This is a genomic window from Hyphobacterium indicum (assembly GCF_003129605.1).
Taxonomy (GTDB): domain Bacteria; phylum Pseudomonadota; class Alphaproteobacteria; order Caulobacterales; family Maricaulaceae; genus Hyphobacterium; species Hyphobacterium indicum.
The window spans coordinates 35,312-50,968 of record NZ_QBDX01000003.1; the positions used below are offsets into that span (position 1 = coordinate 35,312).

A 15,657-nucleotide genomic window follows, 5' to 3' on the forward strand; every position below is an offset into this window, starting at 1 on the left:
CACCTAGGCTCCCAGTTTGATCTCGACGTCCACACCGGCGGAGAGGTCGAGCTTCATCAGCGCGTCAACCGTCTGCGGGGTGGGATCGACAATGTCGAGGAGGCGTTTGTGAGTCCGGATTTCGAACTGTTCACGCGATTTCTTGTCGATGTGCGGGCCACGCAGCACCGTGAAACGCTCCATGCGCGTCGGCAGCGGGATCGGTCCGCGCACGTTGGCGCCGGTACGTTTCGCCGTCGATACGATCTCGCGCGCGGACGTGTCCAGGACGCGGTGATCGAATGCCTTGAGGCGAATGCGGATATTCTGCTGTGCCATCGTAGTTCGTCCACACAATTAAAGGCGCACAGATAAGTGACTCAACCCGGTCACCCGTCGGCGCGCTAAAAACCAATTTGTTCGCTTCATGGGACTGCGTCTGCTGCAAAGCACCGCCAGTCCATTCACGAGGGGCGGGGTCTACCGGTCTGAGTCGCTTCCGTCAACACCCATAAGCGCTTTTCAGACACGAAAAACCGCTTTTGATGACAGTTTCTTGCAACCGCTCCCGACAAACCCCTTCCGGCACGAAAAAGGGGCGCTGCCGGTGTGGCAACGCCCCTGATCGGTCACGTATGGGACGTGGCTTTAGTCGGTGATCTTGGAGACCACGCCGGCGCCGACCGTGCGGCCGCCTTCGCGGATCGCGAAGCGCAGGCCCTGATCCATCGCGATCGGCGTGATCAGTTCAACGCTCAGCTCGGCATTATCGCCCGGCATCACCATCTCGGTGCCCTCTTTCAGGGTCACAACACCCGTCACATCCGTCGTCCGGAAGTAGAATTGCGGGCGGTAATTGGTGAAGAACGGCGTGTGACGCCCACCCTCTTCCTTGGTCAGGATATAGGCTTCCGCCTCGAACTTCGCGTGCGGCGTGATCGAACCCGGCTTGGCCAGAACCTGGCCGCGCTCCACACCCTCACGGTCAATACCGCGCAAGAGCACGCCGACATTGTCGCCCGCCTGGCCCTGGTCCAAGAGCTTGCGGAACATCTCGACACCCGTGCAGGTCGTCTTCACCGTGTCACGCACACCGACAATCTCGATCTCTTCGCCCACTTTCACAATGCCGCGCTCGATCCGGCCGGTCACAACCGTCCCCCGGCCCGAAATCGAGAACACATCCTCGATCGGCATCAGGAAAGGCAGGTCCACCGGACGCTCCGGGGTCGGGATATACTCATCCACAGCCGCCATCAGTTCGCGGATCTTGTCTTCGCCAATGGCATTGTCACGGCCTTCCAGAGCCGCCAGCGCCGAACCGGCAATGATCGGAATATCATCCCCCGGGAACTCATAGGAGGACAGAAGCTCGCGCACTTCCATCTCGACGAGCTCCAGAAGCTCCTCGTCATCCACCTGGTCAACCTTGTTCAGGAACACCACCAGAGCCGGAACACCCACCTGGCGGGCCAGAAGGATGTGCTCGCGCGTCTGCGGCATCGGGCCGTCCGCTGCGTTCACAACCAGAATCGCACCGTCCATCTGGGCCGCACCCGTGATCATGTTCTTCACATAGTCAGCATGGCCCGGGCAGTCGACGTGTGCATAGTGACGATTCTCCGTCTCATACTCCACGTGCGCTGTCGAAATCGTGATCCCGCGGGCCTTCTCTTCCGGCGCAGCGTCAATCTGGTCATACGCCTTGAAATCACCGAAATACTTCGTGATCGCCGCCGTCAGCGTCGTCTTGCCATGGTCAACGTGACCAATCGTGCCAATGTTCGCGTGCGGCTTCGTCCGCTCAAACTTCTCCTTGGCCATGTCTGTGCTCCAAGTCTTGAGTTAATTCCAAACGAGGACCGCTAGGCGATCTTCGCAATGACTTCGTCGGCCACAGCCTGCGGAACAGGCTCATAGTGGTCGAATTGCATGGTGAACTGCGCCCGTCCCTGGGTGGAGGACCGCAGTGCATTGATGTAGCCGAACATGTTTGCCAGCGGCACCAGTGCGTTCACAACCGTTGCATTGCCCCGCATCTCCTGGTCGCGGATCTGACCGCGGCGGGAGTTGAGATCGCCAATGACCGAACCGGTATACTCGTCCGGAGTCACCACTTCGACCTTCATCATCGGCTCCAGCAATTTCATCTTGGCCGGACCCTTGATCTCGCGGAACGCAGCGCGCGATGCGATTTCAAACGCCAGCACGCTGGAGTCGACATCGTGATACTTGCCGTCCAGCAGCGTCGCCTTGAAATCGATCACCGGGAAGCCGGCCAGCAGGCCGCCGTCCATGACAGAGCGGATGCCCTTTTCAACGCCCGGAATGTATTCCTTCGGCACGTTGCCGCCGACGACCTTGGATTCGAACTCGAACCCCTCACCCGGCTCACGCGGCTCGAACAGGATCTTCACTTCGGCAAACTGGCCCGAACCACCCGACTGCTTCTTGTGGGTGTAGACGATTTCAGCGGCCTGACCGAGCGTTTCACGATACGCCACCTGCGGGGCACCGATATTCGCCTCGACCTTGAATTCACGCTTCAGGCGGTCCACCAGAATGTCGAGGTGCAGCTCGCCCATGCCCGCCATGCGGGTCTGGCCGGATTCCTCGTCGGTCGACACGCGGAAGGACGGATCTTCGGCTGCCAGCTTCTGCAGGCCGATACCGAGCTTTTCCTGGTCCGCCTTGGATTTCGGTTCCACCGCGATCTCGATCACCGGATCCGGGAATTCCATGCGCTCGAGGATCACCGGCTTCATCGGATCACAGAGCGTATCACCCGTGGTGGTGTCTTTCAGCCCGGCGATGGCGACGATGTCACCGGCAAAGGCTTCCTTGATGTCTTCACGGGAGTTGGAGTGCATCTGCAACATGCGGCCGATGCGCTCTTTCTTTTCCTTGACCGTGTTCTGAAGCGAAATACCGGTCTCCAGCTTGCCCGAATAAATCCGGCAGAAGGTCAGCGTGCCGACAAACGGGTCATTCATGATCTTGAACGCCAACATGGACAGCGCCTCGTCATCGGACGATTTGCGGACAACTTCTTCTTCGGTCTTGGCATCAATGCCCTTGATCGGGGGCACTTCAACCGGGCTCGGCAGGAAGTCGACAACCGCATCGAGAAGCGGCTGAACGCCCTTGTTCTTGAACGCCGTACCACACAGCACCGGGTGGAAATCGAGATTGATCGTGCCCTTGCGGATCAGCTTTTTCAGCGTTTCCACGGACGGCTCTTCACCTTCCAGATAGGCTTCCATGGCGGCTTCATCGAGCTCGACAGCGGTCTCGATCATCTTCTCGCGCCACTCGGCAGCTTTGTCAGCCAGGTCAGCCGGAATTTCGACTTCCTCAAATGTCGCACCGAGGCTTTCATCATTCCAGATGATGGCCTTCATCTTGATCAGGTCGATGACGCCGGCAAAATCATTCTCGGCACCGATCGGCAGCTGGATCACCAGCGGCACGCAGCCCAGGCGCTCGACCATCATTTCGACGGAGCGGTAGAAATCGGCACCGATCTTGTCCATCTTGTTGACGAAGAACATCCGCGGCACATGGTACTTTTCAGCCTGGCGCCACACCGTCTCGGTTTGCGGCTCGACACCGGCATTGGCATCCAGCAGGGCCACCGCACCATCGAGCACACGCAGCGAACGCTCGACTTCAATGGTGAAGTCCACGTGTCCGGGCGTATCGATGATATTCAGGCGCTTGTCTTTCCAGAAAGCGGTCGTCGCAGCCGACGTGATCGTGATGCCGCGCTCCTGCTCCTGCTCCATCCAGTCCATCGTGGCCGCGCCATCATGAACTTCACCGATCTTGTGGCTCTTGCCGGTGTAAAAGAGAATACGCTCGGTCGTCGTCGTTTTACCGGCGTCGATATGCGCCATGATACCGAAGTTACGATAGTCTTCGATCTTGTGGGTGCGGGCCATTGTGGTCGTCCTTGGGGAGGTCGGCGGTTAGGGGTATTACCAGCGATAGTGCGAGAAGGCGCGGTTGGCTTCCGCCATCCGGTGCGTGTCTTCCCGTTTCTTCACAGCGGAGCCGCGATTGGACGAGGCGTCCATCAGCTCGGCCGCGAGGCGTTCGCGCATGGTATTTTCGTTGCGGGCGCGCGCAGCCGCCACCAGCCAACGGATAGCCAGGGCCTTCTTGCGCTCGGCCCGGACTTCAACCGGAACCTGATAGGTCGCACCACCCACGCGGCGGGAACGGACCTCGACGTCCGGTGAAACATTTTCCAGGGCTTCGTGGAAAATAGAGACGGGCTGGCGCTTGGCCTTTTCCTCGATCATTTCCAGAGCACCATAAACGATGGATTCGGCGGCGGATTTCTTGCCGTCGAGCATCAGGTAATTCATGAATTTGGTCAGATCCTTGTCGCCGAATTTCGGGTCGGGAAGGATTTCGCGTTTTTCCGCGCGGTGACGACGTGACATTTAAAGTCTCTCCTACTTCGGCCGCTTCGCGCCGTATTTCGAACGGCGTTGACGACGATCCTTCACGCCCTGGGTATCCAGAACACCGCGCAGGATGTGATAGCGGACACCGGGAAGGTCTTTCACGCGGCCGCCGCGAATCAGGACCACGGAGTGCTCCTGAAGGTTATGGCCCTCACCCGGGATGTAGCTCACAACCTCATGCCCGTTGGTCAGACGCACCTTCGCCACCTTCCGCAGAGCCGAGTTCGGCTTCTTCGGCGTGGTGGTATAGACGCGCGTGCAAACGCCACGGCGTTGCGGGCAGGCCTGCAGGGCCGGCACCTTGTTGCGTTTCGGTTTGTCTTTCCGCGGCTTGCGGATAAGCTGGTTAATCGTCGGCATACGCCTCTGTCCGTTATCTGCGCGTTCGTCCAAAAGCCGGTCGGAACGCATAAAAGCCGACGTGCCAAGCGCTAGCGCTTCGCCCGTCGATCCGTTGAACTAATTCCGTATTTCCGGACGACGTATAGGCCGGTAAGTGCCTACGGCTCGCCCCCGAAAATCAGGCGCGGAACCTATGCGCGGGATTTGCAAAGGTCAAGCGCCTGTTACGGATTTTTCCGGGAGGGATTTCTCCCGGCAAAAAGGGCTGCCGCACTGTGCGGCAGCCCCCGGTAATCAGGTCCGGAAACCGGCCCTATTCTTCGCTGGTTTCAGCCTCTGCTTCCGCTTTTTCCGCTTCCGCAGCTTCAGCGATTTCAGTGGGCAGCGCTTCGGCCGCAGCGGCAGCTGCTTTCTTGCGCTCTTCCAGCATATCGGCATCCAGATCGTCGGCCAGAACCTGATAGCGGCGCATGCCGCCACCGGTGCCGGCAGGGATCAGCCGGCCGACAATGACGTTCTCTTTCAGACCTTCCAGCATATCGACCTTGCCCTGGACAGCAGCTTCGGTCAGCACGCGGGTCGTTTCCTGGAACGATGCCGCCGAGATGAAGGAGCGGGTCTGCAGCGAGGCCTTGGTGATGCCCAGCAGGACCGGCTTGCCTTCGGCAGGCTTTTTCTTCTTGCGGATCAGCTCGTCATTGACTTCGAGGAATTCGATCTTGTCGACCTGCTCCCCGGCCAGCCATGAGGTATCACCCGGATCGGAAATCTCCATCTTCTGCAGCATTTGCCGGACAATCACCTCGATGTGCTTGTCGTTGATCGGCACGCCCTGCAGGCGATAGACTTCCTGGATCTCCGTGACCAGATAGCCGGCCAGCGCCTCGGTTCCCAGCGTCGCCAGGATATCGTGCGGCGCTGGATGGCCATCCAGCAGATACTCGCCCTTCTGGATGATATCGCCTTCCTGGACCGTCAGGTGCTTGCCCTTCGGCACCAGGTAATCGACCTTCACCTCGGCATCATCCTCCGAGACGATCGAGATGCGGCGCTTGTTCTTGTAGTCGCGGCCGAACTCGACCCGTCCGGTAATGTCCGCGATCACGGCGTGATCCTTTGGCCGGCGGGCTTCGAACAATTCCGCCACCCGGGGCAGACCACCGGTGATGTCGCGGGTCTTGGCCCCTTCGGTCGGGATACGTGCAATCACATCGCCCGGCTTAACGGTATCGCCGTCCTGTACGGAGAGAATGGCCCCCACAGCGAGCATGTAGCTTGCGGTAGATCCGTTCTCGAACTTGACCGGATCGCCATTCTTGTCCTGCACGACCACCATGGGCTGGAGGCCGGCACCTTTCGGGGCCGAACGCCAGTCGATGATCACGCGGGAAGAGATACCCGTGGCCTCGTCGGCCTCATCCTTGACCGACACACCATCAATAATGTCGATCAGCTTGGCCGTGCCGCCCGTCTCGGTGACGATCGGCGTGGTATAGGGATCCCATTCGGCCAGGCGCTCGCCGCGCTTGACGGCCTTGCCTTCGTCAAAGTGCAGCTTGGCACCATAGGTCAGCTTGTGCGACTCGAGCACCTTGCCGTCCTTGTTGACGATCTTCAGCAGCATGTTGCGGGACATGACAATGAAGGAGCCTTCGGCCGTCTTCACCGAAGCCCTGTTCTCGAAGGCAATCTTGCCTTCATGCGTGGCTTCAATGAAGGACTGTTCCGACACCTGCGCCGTGCCGCCGATGTGGAAGGTCCGCATGGTCAGCTGGGTCCCCGGCTCACCAATGGACTGGGCCGCGATCACGCCGACAGCCTCGCCCATATTCACTGGTGTGCCGCGCGCCAGGTCACGGCCATAACAGGTCGCACAGATGCCCGCCCGGGTCTCGCAGGTCAGCGGTGACCGCACGCGGATCGACTGCACGCCGGCCGCTTCCAGTTCCAGCACCTTCTCCTCGTCGAAGAATTCGCCGGCCTTGATCGCGACCTTGCCGTCCTCGCCCTTGGCATCTTCCGCCGCATAGCGTCCGAGAACACGGTCGCCGAGCGAAACCACAATATCACCGCCGTCGACGACGGCTTCCATATTGATGCCTTCGCTGGTGCCGCAATCCTGTTCGGACACGATGCAATCCTGCGCCACGTCAACAAGACGGCGGGTCAGATAACCCGAGTTTGCCGTCTTCAGCGCGGTATCGGCCAGACCTTTCCGGGCACCGTGGGTCGAGTTGAAATATTCAAGGACGGTCAGGCCTTCCTTGAAGTTCGACACGATCGGCGTCTCGATGATCTCGCCCGACGGCTTGGCCATGAGGCCGCGCATACCCGCCAGCTGCTTCATCTGGTTCTTCGAACCCCGGGCGCCGGAGTGCGCCATCATGTAGACGGAGTTCACTTCCTTGCCGCCTTCGAAATCATAGGGCTGGGCAATCTCGTCCATCATGGCGTCGGCGACCCGGTCGGTACATTTCGCCCAGGCATCAACGACCTTGTTGTACTTCTCACCACGGGTGATGAGGCCATCGACATATTGCTGCTCGTATTCGCCCACCAGCGTGCGGGTTTCATTGACCAGCGTCGCCTTGGCTTCCGGGATCAGCATGTCGTCCTTGCCGAAGGAGATACCGGCCTTGCAGGCTTCACGGAAACCGAGGCCCATGATCTGGTCGGCGAAGATGACCGTCGCCTTCTGGCCACAGTGACGATAGACCTCGTCGATCATCGTGCCGATGGCTTTCTTGGTCATCAGCTCGTCGGCAATCTTCCACGACACGCGCGGGTGTTTCGGCAGACGGTCAATGATCATCATCCGGCCCGGTGTGGTTTCCACACGCAGGCGGACTTTCTCGTTATTCTCGTCGACCGTGTCATAACGCATCGAGATTTTCGAATGCAGCGTGATCACACCGGCTTCCAGGGCGGCTTCCATCTCGGCCATGGTTGCGAAAGCCGAGCCACTGCCCTTTTCGCCATCCTTGTCGACCGACAGGTAATACAGCCCCAGAACGATATCCTGGGACGGCACGATGATCGGCTTGCCATTGGCCGGCGACAGGATGTTGTTTGTCGACATCATCAGGACACGTGCTTCCAGCTGGGCTTCCAGCGAGAGCGGCACGTGCACCGCCATCTGGTCTCCGTCAAAGTCGGCATTGAAAGCGGCGCAGACCAGCGGGTGCAGCTGGATGGCCTTGCCTTCGATCAGCTTCGGCTCAAAGGCCTGGATGCCGAGACGGTGAAGCGTCGGTGCCCGGTTAAGCAGTACCGGGTGCTCGCGGATCACCTCGTCGAGCACGTCCCAGACTTCCGGCCGTTCTTTCTCGACCAGCTTCTTCGATTGCTTGACGGTGCCGGAAAGACCCTTGGCGTCCAGCCGCGCATAGATGAACGGCTTGAACAGTTCCAGCGCCATTTTCTTCGGCAGGCCGCACTCGTGCAGCTTCAGTTCCGGACCCACCACGATGACCGAGCGGCCCGAATAGTCGACGCGCTTGCCGAGCAGGTTCTGACGGAAACGGCCCTGCTTGCCCTTCAGCATGTCAGACAGGGATTTCAGCGGGCGCTTGTTGGTGCCCGTGATCACCCGGCCGCGGCGGCCATTGTCGAACAGCGCGTCGACGGATTCCTGCAGCATCCGCTTTTCATTGCGGATGATGATGTCCGGCGCGCGCAGCTCGATGAGGCGCTTGAGGCGGTTATTGCGGTTGATGACCCGGCGATAGAGATCGTTCAGGTCCGAGGTCGCGAAGCGGCCGCCATCCAGCGGCACCAGCGGACGCAATTCCGGCGGAATGACCGGAACAACGGTCAGGATCATCCATTCCGGGCGGTTGCCCGAGGCAATGAAGTTCTCCAGGAGCTTCAGCCGCTTGGCATATTTCTTCAGCTTCAGCTCGGAACCGGTCTCCTTGATGTCCTCGCGAACCTGTTGGGCGACCGCCTCCATGTCCATATTCATCAGGACATCGCGGATCGCCTCGGCACCGATGCCGGCGGTAAAGGCGTCTTCGCCATATTCGTCCTGCGCATCCATGTATTCTTCTTCGGTGAGAAGCTGGAAGGGCTGGAGCGGCGTCAGACCCGGCTCTGTGACGAGGAATTGCTCGAAATAAAGCACCCGCTCGACATCCTTCAACGCCATGTCGAGGATCATGGCGATCCGCGACGGAAGCGATTTCAGGAACCAGATGTGTGCAACAGGCGCGGCCAGCTCGATATGGCCCATGCGCTCGCGGCGCACGCGCGCCAGCGTCACTTCAACGCCGCACTTCTCGCAGGTAATCCCCTTGAACTTGATGCGCTTGTATTTGCCGCAAAGGCATTCGTAATCCTTGGTCGGACCAAAGATACGGGCACAGAACAAACCATCACGTTCGGGCTTGAAAGTCCGGTAATTGATGGTCTCGGGCTTCTTCACCTCGCCATAGGACCAGGACCGGATCTTTTCCGGGCTGGCGAGCGAGATCCGGATACGGTCGAAGGACGGGCCTTCGGCAGCCGGGTTGAAGATGTTCATGACCTCATGGTTCATGTTGCCGTCTCCTAAAAGGGAGTGACGGCGGAGCCAGGCAAGCTCCGCCGGAATTTAAAAACTACTCGTTCTTCAGTTCGACATTCAGGCCGAGCGAACGCATTTCCTTGACCAGCACGTTGAAGCTTTCCGGAACACCGGCCTCGAACGTGTCGTCGCCGCGGACAATCGCCTCATAGACCTTGGTCCGGCCGGCGACGTCATCCGACTTCACCGTCAGCATTTCCTGCAGCGTGTAGGCGGCGCCATAGGCTTCCAGAGCCCAGACTTCCATCTCGCCGAAGCGCTGACCGCCGAACTGGGCCTTGCCGCCCAGCGGCTGCTGGGTCACCAGGCTGTACGGTCCGATCGAACGCGCGTGGATCTTGTCATCGACCAGGTGGTGCAGCTTCAGAAGATGCTTGATGCCCACTGTCACGCGGCGGCGGAACATCTCACCGGTGCGGCCATCATAGAGTTTGGACTGGCCGGATTCATCCAGACCGGCCATTCGCAGATGGTCGACAATATCGGGCTCGCGGGCCCCGTCAAAGACCGGCGTCGCAATCGGAACGCCATTGGCGAGATTGCGGCCCAGCTCTGCCAGGTCCTCGTCCGACTTCGGCAATTCCTGGTCCTTGCCATAAACTTCAGCCAGCTTGGCCTTCAGTTCCTGGGTCTTGCCATCCCGCTTGTAGCCCTCATAGAGCTCGCCGATCTGACGTCCGAGGCCCTTACAGGCAAAGCCCAGATGGGTTTCCAGAATCTGGCCGACATTCATCCGCGACGGCACGCCGAGCGGATTGAGCACCAGATCAACCGGCGTTCCGTCTTCCAGATACGGCATATCCTCGATCGGTGCGATTTTCGAGATCACACCCTTGTTGCCGTGACGGCCGGCCATCTTGTCGCCGGGCTGAAGCTTGCGCTTCACGGCCACAAAGACCTTGACCATCTTCATCACGCCCGGGAGCATTTCATCGCCGCGCTGCAGCTTGTCGACCTTGTCCTCGAAGCGGCGGTCCAGCCGTGCCTTGGAGTCGTCATACTGCTTCTTCAGCGCTTCGATTTCGCCCATCGCCTTTTCGTCGTCGATGGCGATTTTCCACCACTGACTGCGCGGCTGATCATCAAGCGCTTCCTGGGTGACCTCACCCTTTTTGAAGCCCTTGGGCCCGGAGGTTGCCTTCTTGCCGAGCAACAGGTCACCGAGACGCGAATAGATATTGCGCTCCAGAATGGTGAGCTCGTCATCACGGTCCTTGCCGAGGCGTTCGATTTCCTCACGCTCGATGGCAATGGCGCGTTGATCCTTGTCGACGCCATGACGGTTGAAGACGCGGACCTCGACGACCGTACCGGTTGTGCCCGGCGGCAGCCGCAATGACGTATCCCGGACATCGGAGGCTTTTTCACCGAAGATGGCGCGCAGAAGTTTCTCTTCCGGCGTCATCGGGCTCTCGCCCTTGGGAGTCACCTTGCCGACGAGAATGTCACCGGCTTCCAGCTCGGCACCGACCGACACAATGCCGGCCTCGTCGAGATTGCGGAGCGCTTCCTCACCGACATTGGGGATGTCGCGTGTGATCTCTTCCGGCCCCAGCTTGGTATCCCGGGCCATGATGTCGAACTCTTCGAGGTGGATCGACGTGAACACGTCATCCCGCACGATGCGTTCGGAGATGAGGATCGAGTCCTCGAAGTTATAGCCATTCCAGGGCATGAAGGCGACGAGCACATTCTTGCCAAGCGCCAGCTCGCCGAGATCGGTCGACGGGCCATCGGCAATGATGTCCCCTGCCCGCACTTCATCGCCGACCTTCACGATCGGACGCTGATTGATACAGGTCGACTGGTTCGAACGCTGGAATTTGGCCAGACGGTAGATGTCCACGCCGGACTGGGCCGCATCCACATCACCTGTGGCGCGGACCACGATACGGGTGGCATCCACCTGCTCGATCACACCATCACGGCGCGCCGCAATCGCCGCACCGGAATCGCGGGCCACGACTTCTTCCATGCCGGTGCCGACCAGCGGCGCTTCGGCTTGCAGAAGCGGAACCGCCTGACGCTGCATGTTCGATCCCATGAGCGCGCGGTTGGCGTCATCATTCTCGAGGAAGGGGATCAATGCGGCCGCAACCGAAACAACCTGTTTCGGCGACACGTCGATATAGTCCACATCCTCGCGCGGGATCAGCGTCGCATCGCGGCCCGGACCCACACGGCAGTTGACGAATTCATTGTCCAGCATGCCCTTCGCACTGACCGTCGCATTCGCCTGGGCGATGTTGTAGCGCGCCTCTTCCATGGCGGAGAGATAGTGCACGTCATCGGTCAGCTTGCCGTTTTCCACCTTGCGGTACGGGCTTTCGATAAAGCCGTACTTGTTGACACGGGCAAACGTCGACAGCGAGTTGATCAGGCCGATATTCGGACCTTCCGGCGTCTCGATCGGGCAGATCCGGCCATAGTGGGTCGGGTGCACGTCGCGGACTTCAAAACCGGCCCGTTCACGCGTCAGACCACCCGGCCCGAGCGCCGAAACGCGGCGTTTGTGGGTGACTTCCGACAGCGGGTTGGTCTGGTCCATGAATTGCGACAGCTGCGACGAGCCGAAGAATTCGCGAACCGCGGCGGCGGCCGGTTTGGCATTGACCAGATCATGCGGCATGACGGTTTCGATATCGACCGAGCTCATCCGTTCCTTGATCGCCCGCTCCATGCGCAGAAGGCCAATGCGGTACTGGTTTTCCATCAGCTCGCCGACCGAGCGCAAACGGCGATTGCCGAGATTGTCGATATCGTCGATTTCGCCGTGGCCATCGCGCAGACCGACCAGCGTCTTGAGAACCGCCAGAATGTCCTCCTTGCGGAGCACCCGGACATCATCCGGCGCATCCAGATCAAGGCGCATATTCATTTTCACGCGGCCCACCGCAGACAGGTCATAGCGTTCCGAATCGAAGAACAGGCCCTGGAACATGGCCTCGGCCGTTTCCGGCGTCGGTGGCTCGCCAGGACGCATCACGCGGTAGATATCGACCAGAGCCTGGTCGCGCGTGTCATTCTTGTCGGCCGCGAGGGTCTGCTGGATATAGGGGCCTTTGGTCTGGTTATCGATGTCGAGGATATCGAGCGATTTGAATTTCTGCTCGCGCAGCGCCTCGATCACTTCCTCGGTGATTTCATCGCCGGCTTCGGCATAGATTTCGCCGGTTTTGACATTCACCAGATCCTCGGCGACGAAACGGCCCATCAGGCCTTCATCGCTGAGAAGGATGTCCTTGAGTCCGTCTTCGGCCAGCTTGTTGGCCGCGCGGGCGGCAATTTTCTTGCCGGCCGGTGCAACGACTTCGCCGGATTTCGCGTCGATCAGATCAAAGGACGGCTTGGCTCCGCGCCAGCGTTCCTTGACGAAGGGAATCGCCCACCCGCCCTTGACCATTTTCACGGTGATGCGGTCATAGAAGGCGGCGAGAATTTCCTCGCGGTCCATACCGAGCGCATACATGAGCGTCGTCGCCGGCAGCTTGCGGCGGCGGTCGAGACGCATGTGAACCACATCCTTGGCGTCAAACTCGAAGTCGAGCCAGGAACCGCGATACGGAATGATGCGTGCGGCAAACAGGAATTTTCCGGAAGCATGGGTCTTGCCCCGGTCGTGATCGAAGAACACGCCCGGCGACCGGTGCATCTGCGATACGATCACGCGTTCCGTGCCGTTGATGACGAATGTGCCCTTGTCGGTCATCAGCGGGATGTCGCCCATATAGACGTCCTGCTCCTTGATGTCCTTGACCGAGCGCGCACCGGTTTCCTCGTCCACATCGAACACGACGAGACGCATTTTCACCTTCAGCGGCGCGGCGTAGGTCAGATCGCGCTGCTCGCATTCATCGACGTCGAATTTCGGTGGCTCGAATTCATAGGACACGAAGTCCAGAACCGATTTCTCCGAAAAATCCTTGATCGGAAAAACGGACTTGAAAACCGCCTGAAGACCCTCGTCGCCGCGCTCGGCAGCGGGGATGTCTTTCATCAGGAACTGATCATAGGAGCTTTTCTGCACCTCGATCAGGTTTGGCATCGGGACGGTTTCGGGAATAACTCCGAAAGATTTGCGAATGCGCTTTTTGCCGGTGAACGACAGACCCATGTCGGCTCCCTTTGCAGCGTCAGCTGCACCTTTGTGTTCCAGTCCCGCATCGGAATGATGCGGCTGCCTGCTCCGCCGGCCACCCGGTCAAGGGGCGGAAAGCGTCGGGCCAGTCACAGCGCAGGCGGCCTGTGACCGGCGAATTCTGTTTCAGAGACGGGTCGACGGACGCATGGAAACCCCATGCGTCCGTCAATATCCCTGAAGGTCCTGCAAGCAGAACCTATTTCAGCTCGACAGTCGCACCTGCGTCTTCGAGCTTCTTCTTGATCTCTTCGGCTTCAGCCTTCGGAGCGGCTTCCTTGACGGCCTTGCCGCCAGCTTCAACCAGATCCTTGGCTTCCTTGAGGCCGAGACCCGTGATCGCGCGCACTTCCTTGATCACGTTGATTTTCTTGTCACCTGCAGCGACGAGAATGACGTCGAAATCGTCCTTCTCTTCAGCTGCGGCACCAGCGTCACCGCCAGCAGCCGGACCGGCAACAGCGACCGCAGCAGCGGCCGGCTTGATGCCTTTTTCTTCCAGGATGTCGTTCAGTTCCTTGGCTTCCAGAATGGTCAGGCCCAGGAGTTCTTCTGCGAGTTTAGCTACATCAGCCATTTGATTTCAGTCCTTGATAAATGGTGTCAGTTCGAGAGCGGAGAATGACGTGCCTCAGGATTCGGCTTTTTCGCCGATCACCTGGATCTGGCCCGCCAGCGTCTGTGCCGGAGAGTTGATCCGCGAGACGATTTCGCCTGCCTGGCCCAGAAGACGGGCCGCCACGGTGCCGATAAGTTCCTCACGCGACGGCATCTTGGAGAGCGCTTCAACGCCTTTGGCGTCGAACACTTCCTCTTCCATGAAGCCACCGAGGATCTGGAACTTGTCATTACCCTTGGCATAGTCGACAGCCGCTTTCGGAGCCGCCGTGAAGTCTTCGGAATAAGCGATCCCGACGGGACCGTTGAAATATTCCGAAGCGCTTTCCGACGCCTTGCCCGAAAGAGCAATCTTGGCGAGACGGTTACGCACCACCTTGAATGTGCCGCCGGTTGCCCGGAGCTTGGTGCGCAGGTCTGTCATTTCCGCAACGGTCATGCCCGTATAGTGAGCAATGACCACGGAACCGCTCGAGAAGATGCCTTTCAGCTCTTCGACGGAGGCTTCCTTGGTCATACGATCCATTTGCGGTCTCCCTGTTAGGACACTTCCCCATGAAGCGCCCGGTGAAGGCGCTGCGGTCTGTGCCTGCCCCGCGAACGGATCAGAACACGCAGCCGTAGCGCATTCCTGTCCCAGGGCCCGAACCGGCACCACCGCCAGGGCGGGGCGACGAATTCTTGCTCTGTCTCACTCAGGGCCCTTGCGGAATTAAGACCGACCCGATGGTCAGCCCCCTGCGATCTCGGACAGGTTGGACGGAATTGGCACAATGCCGCTTCCGCCCGGACCGGCGGTGTTAACCACCAGAACTCCTTCTTGACAAGCCCTAGGCGGACGGCGCTGCAGCCGCGGCTTCGGAAATGTCGATCTTGACGCCCGGCCCCATGGTGGAGCTGAGCGCGATTTTCTTCAGATAGGTGCCCTTGGCACCGGACGGCTTGGCCTTGACGATCGCATCAAGGAAAGCCTTCACATTCTCGTTCAGCGCCTTTTCCGTGAAGCTGGCCTTGCCGACACCGGCATGAACAATCCCGGCCTTCTCGGCCCGGAATTCAACCGCACCGCCCTTGGACGCTTCAATCGCCTTGGTGACATCCATGGTGACCGTGCCGACCTTCGGGTTCGGCATGAGGCCGCGCGGACCCAGAACCTTGCCCAGACGGCCGACCAGCGGCATCATGTCCGGCGTCGCGATGACCTTGTCGAAATCGGACCGTCCGCCCTGGATTTCTTCCATCAGGTCTTCGGCACCGACAATCTCGGCACCCGCCTTCGTGGCTTCCTCGGCTTTCGCGCCCTTGGCGAAAACCGCCACCCGGACCGAACGGCCCGTGCCATTGGGCAGGCTGCAGACGCCGCGGACCATCTGGTCAGCATGACGCGGATCGACATTCAGATTGATCGCGACCTCGATGGTCTCGTCAAACTTGGCGGTGGCATTGGCTTTCACGAACGCCACGGCGTCTTCAACCGTGTGCAGCTTGTCGCGATCCAGCCCGGCGCGCGCAGCGCCAATTCTCTTTGCTACTTTTGCCATCGG

Annotated in this window: 10 protein-coding genes; all 10 read right to left on the reverse strand. The window is 59.8% G+C overall.

Annotated elements, in window-relative coordinates; genetic code table 11:
• Positions 1-3: 3 nt before the first annotated feature.
• Positions 4-318 (reverse strand): 30S ribosomal protein S10, encoded by a 315-nt coding sequence (gene rpsJ, locus DBR16_RS07350; protein WP_109260630.1) that lies wholly within the window; start codon positions 316-318, stop codon positions 4-6.
• Between the two features lie 309 nt (positions 319-627).
• Positions 628-1,803 (reverse strand): elongation factor Tu, encoded by a 1,176-nt coding sequence (gene tuf / locus DBR16_RS07355; RefSeq protein WP_109260631.1) that lies wholly within the window; start codon positions 1,801-1,803, stop codon positions 628-630.
• Positions 1,804-1,844: 41 nt separating this feature from the next.
• Positions 1,845-3,920, reverse strand: coding sequence for an elongation factor G (gene fusA, locus DBR16_RS07360; RefSeq protein ID WP_109260632.1), 2,076 nt, complete (start codon positions 3,918-3,920; stop codon positions 1,845-1,847).
• 36 nt (positions 3,921-3,956) lie between these two features.
• Positions 3,957-4,427: a 30S ribosomal protein S7 gene (rpsG, locus tag DBR16_RS07365; RefSeq protein ID WP_109260633.1), complete on the reverse strand. Its 471-nt coding sequence runs from the start codon at positions 4,425-4,427 to the stop codon at positions 3,957-3,959.
• A 12-nt stretch (positions 4,428-4,439) separates the two neighbouring features.
• Complete coding sequence (gene rpsL, locus DBR16_RS07370; protein ID WP_109260634.1) at positions 4,440-4,811, reverse strand: 30S ribosomal protein S12; 372 nt, start codon at positions 4,809-4,811, stop codon at positions 4,440-4,442.
• 295 nt (positions 4,812-5,106) lie between these two features.
• Positions 5,107-9,330: a DNA-directed RNA polymerase subunit beta' gene (gene rpoC / locus DBR16_RS07375; protein ID WP_109260635.1), complete on the reverse strand. Its 4,224-nt coding sequence runs from the start codon at positions 9,328-9,330 to the stop codon at positions 5,107-5,109.
• Positions 9,331-9,391: 61 nt separating this feature from the next.
• Positions 9,392-13,471 (reverse strand): DNA-directed RNA polymerase subunit beta, encoded by a 4,080-nt coding sequence (gene rpoB / locus DBR16_RS07380; protein WP_109260636.1) that lies wholly within the window; start codon positions 13,469-13,471, stop codon positions 9,392-9,394.
• 223 nt (positions 13,472-13,694) lie between these two features.
• Entirely contained in the window at positions 13,695-14,072 is a 378-nt protein-coding gene (gene rplL / locus DBR16_RS07385; protein ID WP_109260637.1) for a 50S ribosomal protein L7/L12, read from the reverse strand.
• A gap of 54 nt (positions 14,073-14,126) precedes the next feature.
• Positions 14,127-14,639, reverse strand: coding sequence for a 50S ribosomal protein L10 (rplJ, locus tag DBR16_RS07390; protein ID WP_109260638.1), 513 nt, complete (start codon positions 14,637-14,639; stop codon positions 14,127-14,129).
• A gap of 304 nt (positions 14,640-14,943) precedes the next feature.
• Complete coding sequence (gene rplA, locus DBR16_RS07395; protein ID WP_109260639.1) at positions 14,944-15,654, reverse strand: 50S ribosomal protein L1; 711 nt, start codon at positions 15,652-15,654, stop codon at positions 14,944-14,946.
• Positions 15,655-15,657 lie beyond the last annotated feature (3 nt).

Bases quoted from the DNA above. Each gene is read 5' to 3' on its own strand.
- rpsJ (WP_109260630.1), bottom strand. From the start codon at position 318: ATGGCACAGCAGAATATCCGCATTCGCCTCAAGGCATTCGATCACCGC.
- tuf (WP_109260631.1), bottom strand. From the start codon at position 1,803: ATGGCCAAGGAGAAGTTTGAGCGGACGAAGCCGCACGCGAACATTGGC.
- fusA (WP_109260632.1), bottom strand. From the start codon at position 3,920: ATGGCCCGCACCCACAAGATCGAAGACTATCGTAACTTCGGTATCATG.
- rpsG (WP_109260633.1), bottom strand. From the start codon at position 4,427: ATGTCACGTCGTCACCGCGCGGAAAAACGCGAAATCCTTCCCGACCCG.
- rpsL (WP_109260634.1), bottom strand. From the start codon at position 4,811: ATGCCGACGATTAACCAGCTTATCCGCAAGCCGCGGAAAGACAAACCG.
- rpoC (WP_109260635.1), bottom strand. From the start codon at position 9,330: ATGAACCATGAGGTCATGAACATCTTCAACCCGGCTGCCGAAGGCCCG.
- rpoB (WP_109260636.1), bottom strand. From the start codon at position 13,471: ATGGGTCTGTCGTTCACCGGCAAAAAGCGCATTCGCAAATCTTTCGGA.
- rplL (WP_109260637.1), bottom strand. From the start codon at position 14,072: ATGGCTGATGTAGCTAAACTCGCAGAAGAACTCCTGGGCCTGACCATT.
- rplJ (WP_109260638.1), bottom strand. From the start codon at position 14,639: ATGGATCGTATGACCAAGGAAGCCTCCGTCGAAGAGCTGAAAGGCATC.
- rplA (WP_109260639.1), bottom strand. From the start codon at position 15,654: ATGGCAAAAGTAGCAAAGAGAATTGGCGCTGCGCGCGCCGGGCTGGAT.